Below are 18,527 nucleotides of genomic sequence, written 5' to 3'. Positions count from 1 at the left end.
ACGGTGTCGTACACGCCGGAGCCGACGAACTGCATCCCTTCGTCCCGGAACCGGCCTGACGAGGTCGGTCCCAGGGTCTGTTCGAGGCAGTCGGCACCCTCGGGCAGCGAAGCGGCGCTCAGGCCGCGGCTCGCTCAGTGTGCATCAGCCGACCGAAGGTTGTTTGTTTCCTGACCGCCGACGCCGGCGTGGAGGCCGACGGCCCGGCGCGCATTCCACGGGTGGGTGGCGTTGCTGCCGGGCCGTCAGTCACTCACGCGGTCTCACTTCCCGTGCGAAGCCCTGCGGCGACGTCCCCGAAGCACCAGCATGCCGCCGGCAGCGATGACCAGCAGGCCACCGAAGGCGCTGTACGTGACAGCGGTGCCCGCCCCGGTGGCAGCCAGGGGGCCGGACGTGCTGCTCGGGGTCGGCTGGCCGACGGGTGCGCCGAACTCCGCCTGTGCACGGGTGCCGGTCGTGTCGGCGGCGGAGACAACCGGCGTGGGGACGGTCGGCGTGGGGGCGGGCGACGGCTTGTCAGCGCTGGCCGTCCCCGACGCGGGCTTCAGCTGAAGAGTCGTGATCGAGTACGGCGGCAGCGTCTGTGCGACCGCCGTGCCCCGCTTCGCCGTCGTCAGGGCGGTGTCTCCCTTGGCATACGAAACGGTCGTGACCGCCCCTGCGGCCGGGGTGAATCCGGCGTACGAGAGCGACACCGGCGCCGCGTCCTTCGGGCTCTTGTTGATCAGCATGACGTTCAGACCGCCGGTGCTGTTCCGCACCGCGTGCACGGCGACCGACGAGTTGCGCGAGGACGACTTGACCATGGTGTCGCCGGGCTTCGCCAGTGCGGTCAGCGAGCGGATGCCCCAGTAGGTGGGGAAGGGCGTGTCGCGCGGCGGTTCGCACTTCCCCCCGGCGCAGGTTCCGGCGGAGAGAATGCCCCCGTCCTGGTAGTCGGTCTCGCCGTTGACGGTGGTGGGTGCGTCGCCCGAGCCGTTGTGCAGGTTCCACCAGTCCACGTGGGTGGCGCCTTGCTCGAACCAGGTCATGTAGGTGTCCGGCGCGAACAGGGCCGCGGCCTGGCTGGTCAGGGCGGGCGAGAAGACGGTGTCGGTCTCGGTGACCGCGATCTCCACCGAAGCGGCGTTCGAGCCCGCGTACTTGGCGATCAGCGAGCGCAGCGAGGACCTGACACCGGCGATCCGGGAGGGGGTGTTCAGCAGGTCGGCCGTGGTGGTGCCGCCCGGATACCAGTGGACGATGACGAAGTCGATCGAGCGTCCCGCGATGGAGAGCACCGTGTTGTTCCAGTCGGCGGTGTCACCGGGAGCCTTCTCCGCATCCGGCCAGAAGCCGGGGGTGGTGAGCACCGCTCCGATCTTCACCTTCGGGTCCACGGCCTTCATCGCCTTCGAGTAGGCGACGAGGTTCTTCCCGTACTCCTTCGGGCTCTTGTCGGCGTGGTTGTCGGTTTCCCATCCCTTGCCGTTGCTGTAGTGCCCGTTGCCGTAGACCTCGTTGCCGATCTCCCAGTACTTCACGCCGTAACCTTTGTCGACGTTGGCGTACTTGACCCAGTCGGCGGCCTCCTGGGGGGTGCCGGAACCGTAGTTCGCGGTCAGGATCGGCTGGGCACCGACCTTCTTCGCGGTGGCCATGAAGCTGTCGAAGTCGGTGTTGGGTACGATCCAGCCGCCGTTGCCCATGGTGTGGGTCTTCCAGTGGAAGTCGTCCGCGCCGGAGCCGCCGGGATAGCGAAGCTGCCGAACTCCCGCGGCCTTCATCAGCGATGTCACCTTGGCGTCCCCCAGGCGGTCGTCGCCGACGCCCGTGTTGAGGCCGACACCACTGCTGGGCACCGTGCCCAAGGAGGTACCGGCATCCACACTGATGCCGACGGTCGCCGCGGCGCCCGCGCTGGGCGCCAGGGCGCCGACACCGGCCGAGGCGGCGAGCACCGCCACCGCCCCCGCGACAAAGCGGAGGCGCATCCGGCTACGGCGGGGCGTGCGACCCCGAGGCATCGGCTGCTCGGCGGATCTCGGGTCGTCTGATGACACGTAGTGCTCCGATCGGGTGGTGACACAGAGGGCGTAACGCCGCTGAACCCGGCTCGCCCTCGTCGGTACACCGCTAAGTGGCCACTCGGAGCGGAAAGGTTGCCCTCTCAAATACTTCTTTCGCCGAGACGCGACCGCCCCGCCCCACCTGACCCCGTGACCCCGCGCCCCCGTGCCCCGGTGACCGGGCCAGCGTCAGTGAATGACACCGGCCCGCCGCGAGCGCGGGTCGGGCACCGACCCGAACCAGAGGCTCGGGTGAGCGACCTGGTCGGGGTTCTTAATGATCACCAAGCCCCCGCCCGCACCGCTGCCTGCCCCTCACGCCAAAGACGCGTACACCCCCGGGACTTGAAGCCGCCTGGTTTCAGCCTGCGAATCTTTCTGCCCGCGATTTTCGCGAGAGATATTGACGCTGATCATCGGATCTTTATCATCCAATTGCTCGACACTTCGACCCTTGTTCGACATATCGGACAACCGGGGCCGCACCACACCGCCTCCGGACAGCCCTTGATGGGCCACCGGAGTCGCTTGCTCAAGGATGACGAGGTCCTTATGCACAGTCGTAGTTTCAGTCTCAGACGCCCGTCCGCGGTGCTCGCCGCCGTGGTCTCGGCGCTGGCCGCGTTGGCGGCGCTGCTCGTCGCCGGCCCGGCCCAGGCGGCCACCACCAGCGATGTGCGCGGTGTTGACTCCGGCCGGTGTCTCGATGTGGCGGGCTTCAGCCAGACCGACGGCGGAAACGTGCACATCTGGGACTGCCACGGCGGAACCAACCAGCAGTGGACGTCGACGGACAGCAGCCAGCTGACCGTGTACGGCAACAAGTGCCTGGATGTCCGGGGCGGCGCCACCACGTCCGGGACCCCGGTGCAGATCTGGACGTGCAACGGCAGCGACAACCAGCAGTGGCGGGTGAACCCCGACGGCACGGTCGTCGGCGTGCGGTCCGGGCTGTGCCTGGAGGTCTCGGGCTGGGGCAAGGCCAACGGCACGGGGGTACAGATCTGGTCGTGCCACGGCGGCACCAACCAGAAGTGGACCGGCCTGTCCGGGACGGGCAACACGTGTGCTCTGCCGTCGACCTACCGGTGGAACTCGACCGGCCCGCTGGCGGAGCCGAAGGCGGGGTGGGCCTCGCTCAAGGACTTCACCACCGTGAAGTACAACGGCAAGCACGTCGTCTATGCCACGACGCACAACACCCTCGCCGGTAACGACGGGCGCTGGGGACTGACGGCCTTCAGCCCCTTCACGAACTGGTCCGACATGGCCACCGCCACCCAGAACACGATCCCCTTCGACGGCATCGCGCCGACGCTGTTCCACTTCGCCCCGAAGAACACCTGGGTGCTCGCCTACAACGGGGCTTGGCCATACAGCTTCGGCTACCGCACCTCGAGCGACCCCACCAACCCCAACGGCTGGTCCGCGCAGCAGGAGCTGTTCACGGGCACCCTCCCGAAGGGCGGCCCCCTCGACGTGACCCTCATCGGCGACGACACGAACATGTACATGTTCTTCGCCGACGATGAGGGCGGCATCTACCGCGCCAGCATGCCCATCGGCAACTTCCCGGGCACCTTCGGTTCGTTCACGAAGATCATGAGCGACACGCCGCTCAACCTGTTCGAGGCGGTCGAGGTCTACAAGGTTCAGGGTCAGAACCAGTACCTCATGATCGTCGAGGCCCAGAACTACACAGGGTATGGCCGCTACTTCCGCTCGTTCACGGCCACCAGCCTCGGCGGCACGTGGACACCGCAGGCCGGGGCCGACACCGTGACCAACCCCTTCGCCGGCAGTGCCAACAGCGGCGCGACGGCCTGGACCAGGGACATCAGCCACGGCGATCTGATTCGCACCAACCCCGACCAGACCAAGACCATCGACCCCTGCAACCTGCAGTTCCTCTACCAGGGGCGCGACCCCAGCACCGACGGCGGGGACTACGGCCTCCTGCCGTACCGGCCGGGGGTACTGACACTGCAGCGCTAGCCGGTGGCGTGACACAGGTCCGGCTCCGGTGTTCCTGACGTTCGCGGGCAACGACGTACGCCGAACCGGGTTAGCGTCACAGCGAGCGATCAGGAACGGGTGGAGTGGGAGCGGCGGGCTCGGTGCAAGGCCGAGCCCGCCCGTGCACGCGGAGAACCACGGGTGGTGACGGCCTCGTCCTGGTCGACCACGAGACGCGGAACGTCTCAAGCCTGGTGAGTCGGTCGGTTTCAGGGTTTGCCGAGTGCGCCGGGGTCGCCGGCGTCCGAGGTGATCACTGGGCGGCGTGGTCGTCCGGCTGGTTGATCCCCCCCGTTGGTGGGGATGATCGGCGGTGGGTGGGTTGTTGACGAACCGTTCGGGGTTGCGCTGGCAGACATCGGCGCGGACGGCGAACGTCGACGTCGTGCCCTGCGCCCCAGCCTCAGCCTGCCGACGTCGCCGGTGATTCCGCAGGCGCACACGACGACGCACAGGCAGGGCTTCCTGGCCGCTTCGGTCACGTGGGTTGCTTGGCCAGGGAGTCGGCGTCGGCCTTGACGACGTAGACCTCCCAGGGTTCCTGGCCGGGGCCGTGGACCCAGACCTTGTCCTGGAGGGCGTAGCAACAGGTGGTGTCGTTCTCCACGGCGGTGGTCAGGCCGGACTCGCCCAGGCGGGCGGTGGCGGCGTGGACGGCCTCGGTGCTCTCGACCTCGACTCCGAGGTGGTCCATGCGCGTCGCCTCGTCCGCGCCGCCCTCGATGAGGACGAGCTTGAGCGGGGGCTCGGTGATGGCGAAGTTGGCGTAGCCGTCGCGGAGTTTGGCGGGCTCGGTGTTGAAGAGCTTGCTGTAGAAGGCGACGGATGCGGCGAGGTCGGGGACGCGGAGGGCGAGCTGTACGCGGGATGTCATGGCGAACCTCCTTGGGTGGGTGGGGAGTTCAGCAGCCGCCGGAGGTGGCGGCCGGGGTGCCGGTGCCGATCTGGAGGGTGCTGGGGGCGGCGCAGCAGCCGCCGCCCTCGGTGCTCTGGGCGGCGTCGGGGTCGTCGAACAGGCCCGCGCCGCCGCACACGCCCGTCTCCGGGAGGGTGAGCTCGACGCGCTCGGCGGCTTCCTGGTCGCCGGCGAGCGCGGCGGCGACGGAGCGGACCTGCTCGTAGCCGGTCATCGCGAGGAACGTGGGCGCGCGGCCGTAGGACTTCATGCCGACCAGGTAGACGCCCTGCTCCGGGTGCGAGAGCTCGTTCACGCCGTGCGGGTAGACCGTGCCGCAGGAGTGGACGTTCGGGTCGATCAGCGGGGCGAGCGCGGTGGGGGCCTGGAGGCGTTCGTCGAGGCCGAGGCGGAGTTCGGAGAGGAAGGACAGGTCGGGGCGGAAGCCGGTCAGGACGATGACCTCGTCGACCGGGTTCAGGCGGCGGCCGTCCTCGGCGACGAGGACGAGCCGGTCGCCCTCCCGCTCCACAGCCTGTGTACGGAAGCCGGTGACCGCGCTCGCGTGGCCGGCCTCGACCGCTTCCCTGGCACGCAGGCCCAGCGCGCCGCGCGCGGGCAGCTCGTCCGCCTCGCCACCGCCGTAGGTGCTCGCGCCGATGCCGCGGCGCAGGATCCACGCGGCGTGGGTCCCGTCCTCCTCCTTGGCCAGGTCGGCGAGGTGGGCGAGGGCGGTGAAGGCGGAGGCACCCGAGCCGATCACGGCGGTGCGCCTGCCCGCGTAACGGGCGCGTACGGCCGGGTCGCCCAGGTCGGGGACCTGGTAGGAGACGCGGTCGGCGGCTGCCTTCTCGCCGAGGGCGGGCAGGCCGTCGGCGCCCATCGGGCCGGGGGTGGACCAGGTGCCGGAGGCGTCGATGACGGCGCGTGCGGTGAGCCGCTCCTCGCGGCCGTCGGCGAGCTGGACGTGAACGGTGAAGGGCTGCTCCTCGCGGCCGGAGTCGACGATGCGGTCACGGCCCGCGCGGGCGACACCGGTGACCGTGGCGCCGTAGCGGACCCTGTCGCCGAGGACGTCGGCGAGCGGCTGCAGGTACTTCCCGGCCCAGTCGCCGCCGGTCGGGTACGTGGCGGCGTCGGGGCGGACCCAGCCGGTCGGGGCGAGGAGCTTCTCGGCTGCCGGGTCGACGACCTCGCCCCAGGTCGAGAACAGCCGCACGTGCGACCAGTTCCGGACTGCGGTGCCGGCGGACGGCCCGGACTCCAGGACGAGCGGTTCGAGACCGCGCTCGACGAGGCGGGCGGCGGCGGCCAGACCGATCGGGCCGGCTCCGACGACCACGACGGGCAGCTGGTCGACGGTGAGCACGCTGTTGATGGACTCGGCCACGAGATACCCCTTTGTTTCGACACTTATCGATGGCTTACGTGGCCCAGGATGACACCTGTATCGATAGACGTCAACATAGACATTCATCGAATCCGATCGCCCCGACCCTCACCCAACTGGTTCGACGTATGTCAACATAGATGCATGTCGAACACGAAAGTGCTGCCACTGCTGGACGCCGGTGACGCCGTGGCGGCGTGCTGCCCGCCTCTGACGGAACGCCCGTTCACCGCGGAGGAGGCCGAGACGGCCGCGCGGATGTTCAAGGCGCTCGGTGACCCCGTGCGGCTGCGGCTGTTCTCGGCCGTGGCCTCGCACGAGGGTGGTGAGGCGTGCGTCTGCGACATCTCCGACGTGGGCGTCTCGCAGCCGACCGTGTCCCATCACCTGAAGAAGCTGAAGGAGGCCGGTCTGCTCAGCTCCGAGCGGCGCGGCACCTGGGTCTACTACCGGGTCGAACCCTCCGTACTGGCCGCGATGGGCAAACTGCTGACCATCACACCGGCCGCGGCCTGACCGTCGCGAACCACACGCGCCGACGGAAACCGACGTGAAACTGGTGGGAGTGGACAGCTTGAACGACCCCTATACGTTGCGCGTGGGCGTCCCCTCCGTCGAGGTGTTCCGCCGTCTGCGCACCGAGGCCGGCCTGTCGGACAAGGACCCCGACGCGGTTGCGCTCGCCCTGCCCCACACATGGCACGGAGTGGTCCTCCAGCACCAGGGGGAGCCCATCGGTATGGGGCGGATCATCGGTGACGGCGGTACCGCCTTCCAGATCGTCGACATGTGCGTCCACCCCGCCCACCAGGGCCGCGGCCTCGGCAGGCGCATCATGGCCGCGCTCACCGAGGAGTTGGACCGCCGGGCGCCCGCCACCGCCTACGTCTCGCTCATCGCGGACGGCCCCGCCCGCTTCCTCTACGAGAAGTTCGGCTTCGCCGACACCGCCGAGCACGGCTCGATCGGCATGTACCGCGTGATGGGCGAAAACCCTGGGCCCGCATGAACATCTCGTTGCGGACCGTCCCGCCGCCCTCCGGGACGCCGATACTGGCCGGGCGCCCGAAGGGCCAGGGGCAGAGGCAGGGGACGGGGATGCGGGGGCGACGGTGGACTGGACGGTGCCGGGAGGGCTGGCCGCCGGCCTGCTGATCGCGACCGTGACCGCCCCGGTCGGCGTCTCGGGTGCGGTGTTCCTTCTCCCCATCCAGCTGAGCGTCTTCGGTGTGCCCAGTCCGGCCGTCACCCCGACCAACCTGCTGTTCAACGTCGTCGCCGGACCCGGCGCCCTGTGGCGCTACCGCGACGACGGCGCCCTGCACGGCGATCTCGCCCGACGCCTGGTGCTGGGCACGCTGCCCGGTGTCGTCATCGGCGCCGCCGTCCGCGTCTTCGCCCTCCCCGGCCCGGACGTGTTCCGGTTCCTGATAGCCGCCCTGCTGCTGCCGCTCGGCCTGTGGCTGTGCCTGCGCACCCTCACCCCGGCACGCCATCGGCCGCCACCCGCAGGCGAGTTGGCCCCGCGCACGCTCACCGGCCTCGCCCTGGCGGTCGGCATCGTCGGCGGCGTCTACGGCATCGGCGGGGGTTCCCTCCTCGGCCCGATCCTCGCCGGACGCGGCCTGCCCGTCGCACGCGTCGCCCCGGCCGCGCTCGCCGCCACGTTCGCCACCTCCGTCGTCGGTGCCGCCGCCTACGCGGTGCTGTCGCTCGTCAGCACCGGAGAGGTCGCCCCCGACTGGTGGCTCGGGCTGGCCTGCGGCACCGGCGGCCTGATCGGCGGCTACCTCGGCGCCCGCCTCCAACCCCGCCTGCCCGAACGGGCCCTACGGATTCTGCTCGGCACCCTCGCGACCGGCGTCGGCGCCCTGTACGCCGCCCAGATCCTGACCTGAGCCCCGAGTCGGGACAGGCGCGGGTCCGCGGCCGGGCTCCTGCGCGAGCAGGCCGGCGATCTCCCGGGCGGCCTCGCGGGCGGGACGCCCGACGCCGATGAGGGTGGCGGAGGCGGGGCCGGTCCAGTCTCCGTAGCCGAGCAGGTGCACGCGCGGCTCGTCCACGGCCCGCGTTCCCTCGGTGGCGATGTGGCCGCGAACCCCGCGCAGCCCCAGCGGTGCCAGGTGGGAGAGTGCTGGGCGGAAGCCGGTGCACCAGACGACCGCGTCGGCCGGCGCCCGTGTGCCGTCGGCCCAGACGACTCCGTCGCGGTCGAGGCGTACGAACATGGGTGCCGCCTTCAGCCGTCCGGCGTCCCGGGCCTCCCGCACCGGCGGTACGGCGACGATGTCGCCCAGGGACACGACGCCGCCGGTGTCCGTGCGGCCCTCTTCGAGGGCGCGGCGGCGGGCGGTGGCCACGTCGAAGAGGGCTCGGCCGTCGATGTCGTCGGCGAGGAAGCGGGGCGGACGCTGGGTGGCCCAGGTCAGCTCCGTGTCGTGGGCGAGGTCGGCGGCGATCTGGGCGCCGGAGTTGCCGCCGCCGACCACGACGACCCGTTGTCCGGCGAAGTCGCGCGGGCTGCGGTACTCGACGGTGTGCAGCTGCCGCCCGGAGAAGTCCGCGCGGCCGGGAACGGCGGGCAGGAAGGGGCGCCACCAGGTGCCGGTGGCGCTGATGACGGCCCGGGCTCGCCAGAGGCCCGCGTCCGTCTCGACCCGCAGGAACTCGCCGTCACGGTGGACCCCGGCGACACGTACGGGACGGTGCACCGGAAGGCCGTACCGGCGCTCGTAGTCGGTGAGGTAGCCGACCACGTGGTCCGCGTCCGGGTACGTCTGCCCCGCCTGTACCGGCATCGGGCGGCCCGGCAGCGAGGAGTACGCGGCCGGGGAGAACAGGTGCAGGGAGTCCCAGGCGTGCTGCCAGGCGCCGCCCGGCGCTGCCTGGGCGTCGAGGACGACGAACTCCAGGCCGAGGCGGCGCAGGTGGTACCCGGCGGCGAGCCCGGCCTGGCCACCGCCGATCACCACCACCTGCGTCTCGACGGTCACTCGGCCGATCGTCCGGGCATGAAGATGAGCGCGACCAGCGCCAGCCCGACCACGCCGCCGATGATCTGCATGCCGATGAAGCCCAGGACCGAGCCGGGGGCGATGCCCGCGAAGGTGTCGGTGAAGGCGCGCCCGATCGTCACCGCCGGGTTGGCGAAGGACGTCGAGGAGGTGAACCAGTACGCGGCGCCGATGTAGGAGGCGACAGCCACGGGGGCGTACCGCAGGCGGTCGACCCGTGCCAGGCCGAAGATCAGGAGGATCAGACCGGCGGTGGCGACGATCTCACCGAGCAGCAGGTGTCCGGCGGAGCGGTCGTGGGTGGACCACTTCACGAGGGGCTCGGCGAACATCGCGTCCGCCAGGATCGCGCCCGCGATCGCGCCGACGATCTGCGCGGGTACGTACACAGCCACCTCACGCGGGGTGACCCCCAGGCCGCCGCGTCGGGCCGTCCACCACTCGGCCAGCGTGACGACGGGGTTGAAGTGGGCGCCGGAGACCGGGCCGAGCAGGAGGATCAGGATGCCGAGGCCGAAGACGGTGGCCGTGGAGTTGGCCAGCAGTTGCAGGCCGACGTCCTCGGTCAGTTCGGTGGCCTGGATGCCGGAGCCGACCACGACCGCCACCAGCAGTGCCGTGCCTATGAGTTCGGCGGCGGCCCGGGCGACCAGGGGGGTACGCGGCGGGGTGGCACCCGGCGCAGGTGCGACGGAGTCGGGTGCGGCGGCGGCCGGCGTGGACTCCGCGGTCGGCGTGGACTCCGCGGTCGGGGCTGCTTCGGCGGCGGTCATGGACAGGCCCTCTTGTTCTCGGCGGCGTTGCGAGCGGATTCGGCCAGGTCGGCGAACTGGCCGGCGAGCTGGGCGATGACGTCGGGGCGCAGCTTGTAGTACGTGTACCGGCCGCAGGGTTCCGTCTCGACCACCCCGGCCTCGCGCAGCACTCTCAGGTGGTTGGAGAGGTTGGTCTGCTTCGCACCGGTCTCCTCGATCAGGTGCGTGGAGCAGAGCGTCTCCCGGGCGAGGAGGGTGACGATCTGGAGGCGGAGCGGGTCGGCGAGGACCCGCATCAGATCAGTGTCGACTGACGTCATCATGGACTGATACTGTCACATCAGTGGTGGCTGACACCACCGGGTGCTGAACTCCTTCGTGCCTGATGCCGTCGTGAGACACGTGAGACAAGAGAGACCTCTGATGTCCGACAAGCCCTCCGTGCTGTTCGTCTGTGTCCACAACGCGGGCCGGTCCCAGATGGCCGCCGCGTGGCTGACCCACCTGGCCGGGGACCGCGTCGAGGTCCGCTCCGCGGGCTCGAACCCGGGCGCCGGCGTCAACCCGGCGGCCGTAGAGGCCATGGCCGAGGTCGGCATCGACATCTCCGCCGAGGTCCCGAAGATGCTCACCGTCGACGCCGTGAAGGAGTCCGACGTCTGCATCACCATGGGCTGCGGCGACACCTGCCCCGTCTTCCCCGGCAAGCGGTACCTGGACTGGCAGCTGGAGGACCCGGCGGGCCAGGGCGTGGAGGCCGTACGGCCCATCCGCGACGAGATCAAGGTGCTGATCGAGGGCCTGATCAAGGAGATCGCGCCGGAGCCCCAGGCATGAGCACCGCGACCGGCACGACTGGGGACATCCGCAACGTCATCGTCGTCGGCTCCGGTCCCGCCGGATACACCGCCGCCCTCTACACGGCCCGCGCCTCGCTGAAGCCGCTGGTCTTCGAGGGCGCGGTCACGGCCGGCGGAGCGCTGGTGCAGACGACCGAGGTGGAGAACTTCCCCGGCTTCCGCGACGGCATCATGGGCCCGGACCTGATGGACAACATGCGGGCCCAGGCCGAACGCTTCGGCGCCGAACTCGTCCCCGACGACATCGTCGCGGTCGACCTCACCGGCCCGGTCAAGACCGTCACCGACAGCGCGGGGACCGTCCACCGCGCCAAGGCCGTCATCGTGGCGACCGGCTCGCAGCACCGCAAGCTGGGCCTGCCCGGCGAGGACGCGCTGTCCGGCCGGGGCGTGTCGTACTGCGCGACCTGCGACGGCTTCTTCTTCCGCGAGCACGACATCGTGGTGGTCGGCGGCGGCGACACGGCGATGGAGGAGGCCACCTTCCTCTCCCGCTTCGCCAAGTCGGTGACGGTCGTCCACCGGCGCGACACCCTGCGGGCCTCCAAGGCCATGCAGGACCGCGCCTTCGCCGACCCGAAGATCTCCTTCGCCTTCCACCGCGAGGTCGCCGAGATCCACGAGGCCGACGGCAAACTCGCCGCTCTCACCCTGCGCGACACCGTCACCGGCGAGACCTCCCGCCTCCCGGCCACCGGTCTGTTCGTCGCCATCGGCCACGACCCGCGCAGCGACCTGGTCACCGGCCAGCTCGACCTGGACGACGAGGGCTACCTCAAGGTCGCCTCCCCCTCCACCCGCACGAACATCTCCGGCGTCTTCGGCGCCGGCGACGTCGTCGACCACACCTACCGCCAGGCCATCACGGCGGCCGGCTCCGGCTGCGCCGCCGCCCTCGACGCCGAGAAGTACCTCGCCGCCCTCGCCGACACACCCGCGACGGCCGCGGCCGTCGCCGCCGTCTGACGGCACCCGCCCCACCCCTGTACGAGGAGACCCGCATGGCCCTCAAGAACGTCACCGACGGCTCCTTCGCACAGGACGTCCTCACCAGCGACAAGCCCGTGCTCGTCGACTTCTGGGCGCCCTGGTGCGGCCCCTGCCGCCAGCTCGCCCCCTCTCTGGAGGCGATCGCGGCCGAGCACGGCGACGCCATCGAGATCGTCAAGCTCAACATCGACGAGAACCCGGACACCGCCGCGAAGTACGGCGTGATGTCGATCCCCACGATGAACGTATACAAGGGCGGCGAGGTCGTGCAGACGATCGTCGGCGCCAAGCCGAAGGCCGCGCTGGAGCGTGAACTGGCCGACCACCTCGGCTGAGCGGCCACAAGGCAACGAAGAAGGACCGGCTCCCGAGGGGCCGGTCCTCGCGCCGTACGACTGTACGGACAGCGGCCGTAGCTGTGGTGCCGACGCGGCCGGCCGCACCCGGTCGAGTGCCTGGGTCGCCAGTTCGCCGACCGACTGCCGCGGGATCGCGCGCACCCTGTTCAGGCCGTCGTAGTCGACCGAGTACCAGGACCAGGTGCCGCAGCGTTCGCGATTCAGCAGGCCCGCCACCCTGGAGCGGCAGCGTTGAAAAGGTCACTGACCGAACCCGTCACCTCCCGCGCTTTGCGGGGGGTGGCGCGCCTCGCCGGACGACGACTTGGCGGCGGCCCCGGCGCGGTGGTCGGCTCGCCGGGAACCGCGCCACGGCGCTCAGGCGTACGGGCAACGACCGCAACGGCACCGCCACCGCCGGGAGTTATGGGCAACATCACTCCTGCGAACCATCTGTGCGCGGGGACGCTCTTACGTGCGTAAGGCCTCGAGATCGACAGATGGACGGGGCGACCACGACCGCGCTTCCACAGGCGGCAACGGGAAGGGTTCTCATGAAACTGAATCTGAAGACCGCGGTGGCGGGAGCGGCCATCGCCGCCACCGCCGTCCTGGCGGCCTCGGGAACCGCGGCGGCCGACTACAACGCCTGCCAGGCGGGCAAGGTGTGCCTCTTCGACGGCCACGACGGCACAGGCGACGTCCTCCAGCTCGACGGGGTGGACAACCCCAACGTCGGCCAGGCGTGGAACGACCGGGCCGGCTCGCTCTGGAACCGCACCGACAAGAACGTGTGCGTCTGGACCGACGCCAACTACCGCGGCCTCAACTGGATCATCGAGCCGGGTCAGAAGCAGGAACTCCTGTTCCTCTACGACAACGCGGTGACCAGCATCGAGGTCCACTACGGCTACGGCTGCGGCGGCTGATCCAACGAACCGACCGTCCCCGCCGTCCCCCGCGAAGCGCGGGGGACGGCGGGGACGCGGGTTCCCGCCCCATGACGGGCGGCTCCTGCGCCCCGGGCCGCTACCGCGTCAACGTCCTCTGGGCCCTCCTGCGCGATCGACGGACCTGCGAAGCTTCCGCCCACCGCTCTCGCAGCTTGACAGACAGCATTAGGAATCAGTGGCTGGTGAGTTCGCCGGTGAGCTTGCCGTGAAGGTCGGCGCTGGGGTTGTTCAGGCCGATGATCTCCACGGTCTTGCCGCGCTGGGCGTATTTGGTCTCGATCGCGTCGAGGGCGGCGACGGACGAGGCGTCCCAGATGTGGGCGGCGGACAGGTCGATGACGACCTTGTCCGGGTCGGTGGCGTAGTCGAACTGGCCGACGAGGTCGTTGGAGGAGGCGAAGAACAACTCCCCGGTCACGGAGTACACCACGGTGCTGCCGTCGGGGTCGGTGACGGCACTGACGTTGGCGAGGTGGGCGACGCGCTTGGCGAAGATGACCATGGCGGTGACGGAGCCGACGACGACGCCGATGGCGAGGTTGTCGGTGGCGACCACGCAGATCACGGTGATGACCATGACGGTGATCTCCCCGGCGGGCATCCGCTTGAGGGTCTTGGGGGCGACGGAGTGCCAGTCGAAGGTCGCGAAGGACACCATGACCATCACGGCGACCAGGGCGGCCATGGGGATGTCCGAGACGATCGGGCCGAAGACGATGCACAGCATCATCAGGAACACGCCGGCCAGGAAGGTGGAGAGGCGGGTGCGGGCGCCGGAGACCTTCACGTTGATCATCGTCTGGCCGATCATGGCGCAGCCGCCCATGCCGCCGAAGAAGCCGGTGACGATGTTGGCGATGCCCTGGCCGATCGACTCGCGGGTCTTGGACGAGTGGGTGTCGGTGATCTCGTCGACCAGCTTGGCCGTCATCAGCGACTCCATCAGGCCGACCAGCGCCATCGCGAAGGCGTACGGGGCGATCGTCGTCAGAGTCTCCAGGGTGAACGGCACGTCCGGCAGGCCGGGCACCGGCAGGGAGGACGGCAGGGCGCCCTTGTCCCCGACGGTCGGCACGGCGATCCCGGCGGCGACGGTGATCACGGTGAGGATGACGATGGAGACCAGCGGGGCCGGAATCACCGTGGTGACCTTCGGGAAGAACACCATGAGGGCCAGACCGGCCGCGATCAGCGGATACACGGGCCAGGGCACGTCGTGCATCTCGGGGACCTGAGCCATGAAGATCAGGATCGCGAGGGCGTTGACGAAACCGACCATCACCGAGCGCGGCACGAACCGCATCAGCTTCGCCACCCCGAGCGCGCCGAGCGCGACCTGGATGACACCGGCCAGGATGACCGCGGCGACCAGGTACCCGAACCCGTGTTCACGGTTCAGCGGGGCGATCACGAGCGCGACCGCGCCGGTCGCGGCGGAGATCATCGCCCGTCGGCCACCGACGACCGAGATGACCACGGCCATGGTGAACGAGGCGAAGAGGCCGACGGCCGGGTCGACCCCGGCGATGATCGAGAACGAGATCGCCTCGGGAATCAGGGCGAGGGCGACGACCAGGCCGGCCAGGACCTCGGTACGCCAGACCTTCGGGTCGTTCAGCCAGTCGGGGCGCAGGCCGCGGAGCCGCGCGGCGGAAGTCGCTACGGAGGAAGACAAGGAGATGAGTACCTGTCGTGCTCGGGCACACCCCACTGGCAGGGCGGGCAGGGTGTGGGGAGAACGCGGAGGAACCGGGCCGGCTCCCCGCGGACGGCCCGCGAGGAGCGGGCCGGAAGTCGAAGAAGCGACGGAACCGAGGGCCTGCGCGCGGCGCGGCCGAGCGGCTCACATCGAGGGGCGAAGGGTCACGGCGGGCAGGCGGCGGCGGTGGGCGTCATGGGCTCGCGCACGCTCTCTCCTGCAAGAATCGGATCTTCGCCGGGGGCGCCATCGGCCCCGGAACAGCGGTTTGCGGGGCAGCCGGACCGCCCTCACCGCCAGCGACTCTACCCTAACGTTAGAGTAGAGATCGGTGGGGCAGCGCAGGATGCGGTCCCGGCAGGACGAGAAGGGCCAGGACACGGGCGTGGACGACAGGCACATGCAGATCGGCGAGGTCGCCGCGCGGACGGAGCTGTCCCTGCGCACCATCCGGCACTACGAGGAAACCGGCCTGGTCATCCCCTCCGCCCGCTCCCAGGGCGGCTTCCGCCTCTACACCGAGACCGACGTCGCCCGGCTCATGGTCATCCGCCGCATGAAGCCGCTCGGCTTCCCCCTCGACCAGATGCGCGACCTCCTGGACGCCACCGACCGCCTCGACAGGGACGACCCCCTCGGCGCCGCCGAGCGGGAGGTCCTGCTGGGCCGTGTCCGCGCCTACGAGCAGGCCGCAGCCGAGCAGGTGGACAAGCTCCGCGTCCAGTTGGCCCGCGCCGAGGACTTCGCCGCCACCCTCCGCGCGCGCCTGGACCAGAACACCCCTGTCGCCCCGTCCTGACACGCGCGCCTTACCTGCCTGGCCCATGCCCGGCGGGGTGCTCGGCGGGGTGCTCGGTCGGCAGTGCGCGGGTTAGGGCCGGCCTGGCTCCAGCCGTTCACAGTGGTCGGACCGTCACTGCGACCCGGGGGCCGCGGGTCTGCGTACACGGGCCGGCAGCCCGTCGCCGATCCTGGTCGGCGGCGGGGCGAGTCCCTGCCCGCAGTTGGACCGGACTCGGACAAGGCCAGCAGCATGCGATTCCGGACCCCTGTGGCCGGATTGCCGTGGGCGGCTGCACCGGACGGGTACGGGCGGGATGAACGGCGTACCGCACATGGGCAGTTCACCTGCCGGACCCGGCGCTCCGCGACCCCTGAGGTGACGGCGGGTTCGGCCTGTGCTCCGGGATGGGCGGGGCGGGAGGACCCGGTGCCGGTCTCGCTGATGGCGCCGGTGAGCACGACGAGCTGGAGGTCAGCGGCGGTCTGCGGCTCGCCGGCCTCGGCCCTGGCGCCGCGCCCGACATCCGTAGCGGGGTCCGGGCCGGAGGGGTTGGGTCCGGACAGGGCGGCTGCGGCCTGTCCATCGAACGGCGCAAGGACTAAGCTGTTGCGCAGACGTCCCAGACCCCGGCGGCATGCTGTTACCCGAACGCAGATGGCTGTGGGGTGCGGACTCTTCGTCTTCACCCGGCGCATCCCTGGAGGGAACTGGGTGGATCCTCTGTCCTGCTGCGCAGGTTGTCGGACCGGCCGTTGCCCTGCCTCCGCCGAAAACACGACACCGCCGGGAGCGCGCTCAGGAAGCCGGAACTCCGGCACCACCGCACCCGCTGCCGGATGGTCTTCCGAACCGAGGCATCATGCCCCTGCCACAGCTCACAGTCCACCGCCATGACCGAAGTACACGGGCGTTGGTCACCCTGGCCGGTGAGATCGACCTCGAATCCGCGCCGTTGGTGCGAATGTCCCTGGAAGAGTGCCTACGAGACGGTATCCGCGCCATCGACGTCGACCTCACACATGTCACCTTCTGCGACTGCAGCGGACTCAACACGTTCCTCTCCGCCGCAGAGCAGACCACCGCGGTCGGCGGGACCGTGCGACTGCATCATCCGCCGCCGACGCTGGCCCTGATTCTCGATCTCGTCGGCTGCGGGTCACTGCTCCTCGGTACTCCGCCCGCCCACTTTCCCGCTTCGCTCAGGGACACCCCGGTCCCGCCCGCCCCCGTCCCGCAGCACGGGTCCGTCCAGTTGGTGTCCGTGCCCTTGATATCCGTCCTCCTGGGCGACGGTCGATGACGGCCGACGCCCGGCAGGCCCAGTCGCGGAAGCCGGCGGACGGCAGGCCGTCCGCCGCCGTGGCTCCGGCGCGGCTGCGCCGGCTGAACCGTTGGCTGGTGGAGGGAGTGCGTGAGGACCTGGCTGATCTGTATACGGAGTCCCGTGCGACGGCGCCGGGCGACCCGTACCCCGGTCCCGGCCGCCGGAACTTCCTGAAGCGTCTCACCACGAACATGCATCGGCCGGGGTTCGCCCTGGTGATCGCCGAGACGGACCGCCTGATGGGATGCGCTTTCGGATTCCCGGTACGCGCCGACGGCTCCTGGTGGTCAGGCCTCGACAGAACACTGCCGCCCGGCATCGATCAACTCACCCTTTCCGGAGGGGTCTTCGCGTTCGGTGACATCTTGATCCGGCCACACGCGCAGGACCGGAGCCTCGCCCGTCGGGTGCAGGAACGGCTGCTGACCGACCACCAGGCGTCACTCGGCGCCACGTTGGTGGACCGGACCGATCACCCGGCTCTCGCCGCGGTCCGCTCCTGGGGATGGCTGGACGTCGGAGAACTGCGCAGGCCGGCCGGTCCCACCACGTTCCGCGCACTGGTCCTTCCCGTCGGGGAACAGTCCGCGGCGAGGCTGGAGGGCCTGGTCGAGATGCCCGGAGGTGGTGGCCCGGGTGGAGCCTGACAGCCGGTCGGCCCGTATCCAGGTGCTGGTGGCCGAGCACGCGGCGCGGCGCGGTGTCCGGGTCGGTGTGGCGGATGTGTGCAGCGCTGCTGTGGCCACACTGCCGGTCGGCGGGGCCGGGCTGTCGGCGATGTCCCGGACCGCGCCGAACCACCCGCTGTGCAGCACGGACGACATCAGCGAACAGTTGGAAGAGCTCCAGCTCACGCTGGGCGAGGGTCCCTGCGTGGACGCCTTCCTGCACGGCGCGGCCGTCCTGACACCCGATCTGCTCACCCGTGACCTGCAGGACCGCTGGACGGTGTTCACCGAGGCGGCCCTGGCAGCCGGGGCACGCGCGGTGTTCGCGCTCCCTCTGCAGCTGGGCGCGATCACCCCGGGAGTTCTGAACCTGTACGCCCACCTCCCGGTCCGGTTGAACGCGGACGAACTGGCGGACGCGCTGGCGTTCGCGGATCTCGCGACTCTGGTGCTGCTCGACACCCGGATCACGGAGACGGGCTACCCGCGCGGTGGCTCCGTCGAGGACCTGGGCGCGAACCGGGCGGAGGTCGACCAGGCCAGCGGCATCCTGACCGTCCAGCTCGGCGTCGGCATCGAAGAAGCCTTCGTCCGGCTTCGTGCCCACGCCTATGCGCGCGGACGCCGGCTCGCCGAGGTGGCCGCTGACGTGGTGGCCCGTCGGCTGCGTTTCTCACCGGACGCGGAGCCGGACCAGGCCGAAGAGGAAACCTGACGTCCATGGGTGCCGACCGACGAACGTGCCGTCCACCCCGCCTGTTCAGGCCGGGACCAGTCTCAATCGAGGGTG

The 18,527-nt window shown here is 70.5% G+C and carries 20 protein-coding genes; 12 read left to right on the top strand and 8 right to left on the bottom strand.

Translation table 11 applies throughout. The features are described from left to right. Positions 1–263: 263 nt before the first annotated feature. Entirely contained in the window at positions 264–1,976 is a 1,713-nt protein-coding gene (locus tag IEY89_RS31845) for a cellulose-binding protein (protein ID WP_229695515.1), read from the bottom strand. A 390-nt stretch (positions 1,977–2,366) separates the two neighbouring features. After that, positions 2,367–2,609 (bottom strand): hypothetical protein, encoded by a 243-nt coding sequence (locus IEY89_RS31840; RefSeq protein WP_189150983.1) that lies wholly within the window; start codon positions 2,607–2,609, stop codon positions 2,367–2,369. Between IEY89_RS31840 and IEY89_RS31835 the strand changes: the two genes are divergently transcribed. Next, on the top strand, positions 2,604–4,046 hold the full coding sequence (locus IEY89_RS31835; protein ID WP_189150982.1) for a non-reducing end alpha-L-arabinofuranosidase family hydrolase: 1,443 nt from the start codon (positions 2,604–2,606) through the stop codon (positions 4,044–4,046). The genes IEY89_RS31840 and IEY89_RS31835 overlap by 6 nt on opposite strands. Before the next feature lie 499 nt (positions 4,047–4,545). Here IEY89_RS31835 and IEY89_RS31830 read toward each other — a convergent pair whose 3' ends face one another. Further along, positions 4,546–4,941: an ArsI/CadI family heavy metal resistance metalloenzyme gene (locus IEY89_RS31830; RefSeq protein ID WP_189150981.1), complete on the bottom strand. Its 396-nt coding sequence runs from the start codon at positions 4,939–4,941 to the stop codon at positions 4,546–4,548. Positions 4,942–4,969: 28 nt separating this feature from the next. Continuing rightward, on the bottom strand, positions 4,970–6,352 hold the full coding sequence (locus tag IEY89_RS31825) for an NAD(P)-binding domain-containing protein (RefSeq protein WP_229695514.1): 1,383 nt from the start codon (positions 6,350–6,352) through the stop codon (positions 4,970–4,972). Positions 6,353–6,496: 144 nt separating this feature from the next. Between IEY89_RS31825 and IEY89_RS31820 the strand changes: the two genes are divergently transcribed. The 3 genes from IEY89_RS31820 to IEY89_RS31810 all read left to right on the top strand — a co-directional run bounded on the left by IEY89_RS31820 (position 6,497) and on the right by IEY89_RS31810 (position 8,250). After that, positions 6,497–6,868, top strand: coding sequence for an ArsR/SmtB family transcription factor (locus tag IEY89_RS31820; RefSeq protein WP_189150979.1), 372 nt, complete (start codon positions 6,497–6,499; stop codon positions 6,866–6,868). A gap of 49 nt (positions 6,869–6,917) precedes the next feature. After that, positions 6,918–7,361, top strand: coding sequence for a GNAT family N-acetyltransferase (locus IEY89_RS31815; RefSeq protein WP_189150978.1), 444 nt, complete (start codon positions 6,918–6,920; stop codon positions 7,359–7,361). 103 nt (positions 7,362–7,464) lie between these two features. Then, the gene (locus IEY89_RS31810) at positions 7,465–8,250 is read left to right on the top strand and encodes a sulfite exporter TauE/SafE family protein (protein ID WP_189150977.1); all 786 of its coding nucleotides are present in this window, start codon (positions 7,465–7,467) and stop codon (positions 8,248–8,250) included. Here IEY89_RS31810 and IEY89_RS31805 read toward each other — a convergent pair. Genes IEY89_RS31805 through IEY89_RS31795 form a run of 3 tightly spaced genes read right to left on the bottom strand, consistent with a single transcriptional unit; the run spans position 8,182 to position 10,444 of the window. Next, a complete protein-coding gene (locus IEY89_RS31805) occupies positions 8,182–9,345 on the bottom strand; it encodes an ArsO family NAD(P)H-dependent flavin-containing monooxygenase (RefSeq protein ID WP_189150976.1) in 1,164 nt (387 codons plus the stop codon). The two genes, IEY89_RS31810 and IEY89_RS31805, sit on opposite strands and share 69 nt — an antisense overlap. Continuing rightward, positions 9,342–10,139 carry an aquaporin gene (locus IEY89_RS31800; RefSeq protein WP_189150975.1) on the bottom strand — a complete coding sequence of 266 codons (798 nt, stop codon included), beginning with the start codon at positions 10,137–10,139 and terminating at the stop codon, positions 9,342–9,344. Before IEY89_RS31800 ends, IEY89_RS31805 begins: the two co-directional genes overlap by 4 nt. Next, positions 10,136–10,444 (bottom strand): ArsR/SmtB family transcription factor, encoded by a 309-nt coding sequence (locus IEY89_RS31795; protein WP_189150974.1) that lies wholly within the window; start codon positions 10,442–10,444, stop codon positions 10,136–10,138. Before IEY89_RS31795 ends, IEY89_RS31800 begins: the two co-directional genes overlap by 4 nt. A 100-nt stretch (positions 10,445–10,544) precedes the next feature. On the opposite strand from IEY89_RS31795, the gene IEY89_RS31790 reads away from it, so the two are divergent. The 4 genes from IEY89_RS31790 (at position 10,545) to IEY89_RS31775 (ending at position 13,238) form a co-directional block, all read left to right on the top strand. Beyond that, a complete protein-coding gene (locus tag IEY89_RS31790) occupies positions 10,545–10,958 on the top strand; it encodes an arsenate reductase ArsC (RefSeq protein ID WP_189150973.1) in 414 nt (137 codons plus the stop codon). After that, entirely contained in the window at positions 10,955–11,947 is a 993-nt protein-coding gene (trxB, locus tag IEY89_RS31785) for a thioredoxin-disulfide reductase (RefSeq protein ID WP_189150972.1), read from the top strand. The genes IEY89_RS31790 and trxB overlap by 4 nt, the downstream gene beginning before the upstream one ends. Before the next feature lie 35 nt (positions 11,948–11,982). Then, positions 11,983–12,306: a thioredoxin gene (gene trxA / locus IEY89_RS31780; protein WP_189150971.1), complete on the top strand. Its 324-nt coding sequence runs from the start codon at positions 11,983–11,985 to the stop codon at positions 12,304–12,306. A 557-nt stretch (positions 12,307–12,863) separates the two neighbouring features. Beyond that, positions 12,864–13,238: a peptidase inhibitor family I36 protein gene (locus tag IEY89_RS31775; RefSeq protein WP_189150970.1), complete on the top strand. Its 375-nt coding sequence runs from the start codon at positions 12,864–12,866 to the stop codon at positions 13,236–13,238. A gap of 196 nt (positions 13,239–13,434) precedes the next feature. On the opposite strand, the gene IEY89_RS31770 is transcribed toward IEY89_RS31775, so the two are convergent. Then, positions 13,435–14,937 carry a SulP family inorganic anion transporter gene (locus IEY89_RS31770; protein ID WP_189150969.1) on the bottom strand — a complete coding sequence of 501 codons (1,503 nt, stop codon included), beginning with the start codon at positions 14,935–14,937 and terminating at the stop codon, positions 13,435–13,437. 409 nt (positions 14,938–15,346) lie between these two features. On the opposite strand from IEY89_RS31770, the gene IEY89_RS31765 reads away from it, so the two are divergent. From IEY89_RS31765 to IEY89_RS31750, 4 genes are all read left to right on the top strand, one after another. Further along, a complete protein-coding gene (locus IEY89_RS31765) occupies positions 15,347–15,760 on the top strand; it encodes a MerR family transcriptional regulator (RefSeq protein ID WP_189150993.1) in 414 nt (137 codons plus the stop codon). Between the two features lie 844 nt (positions 15,761–16,604). Beyond that, complete coding sequence (locus IEY89_RS31760; protein WP_189150968.1) at positions 16,605–17,045, top strand: STAS domain-containing protein; 441 nt, start codon at positions 16,605–16,607, stop codon at positions 17,043–17,045. Next, positions 17,042–17,716: a hypothetical protein gene (locus IEY89_RS31755; RefSeq protein ID WP_229695513.1), complete on the top strand. Its 675-nt coding sequence runs from the start codon at positions 17,042–17,044 to the stop codon at positions 17,714–17,716. The genes IEY89_RS31760 and IEY89_RS31755 overlap by 4 nt, the downstream gene beginning before the upstream one ends. Further along, positions 17,706–18,452 (top strand): ANTAR domain-containing protein, encoded by a 747-nt coding sequence (locus IEY89_RS31750; RefSeq protein ID WP_229695512.1) that lies wholly within the window; start codon positions 17,706–17,708, stop codon positions 18,450–18,452. Before IEY89_RS31755 ends, IEY89_RS31750 begins: the two co-directional genes overlap by 11 nt. Positions 18,453–18,527 lie beyond the last annotated feature (75 nt).

Source organism: Streptomyces lacrimifluminis (assembly GCF_014646095.1).
GTDB lineage: Bacteria > Actinomycetota > Actinomycetes > Streptomycetales > Streptomycetaceae > Streptomyces > Streptomyces lacrimifluminis.
This window is presented reverse-complemented; position numbering and strand designations above follow the sequence as displayed.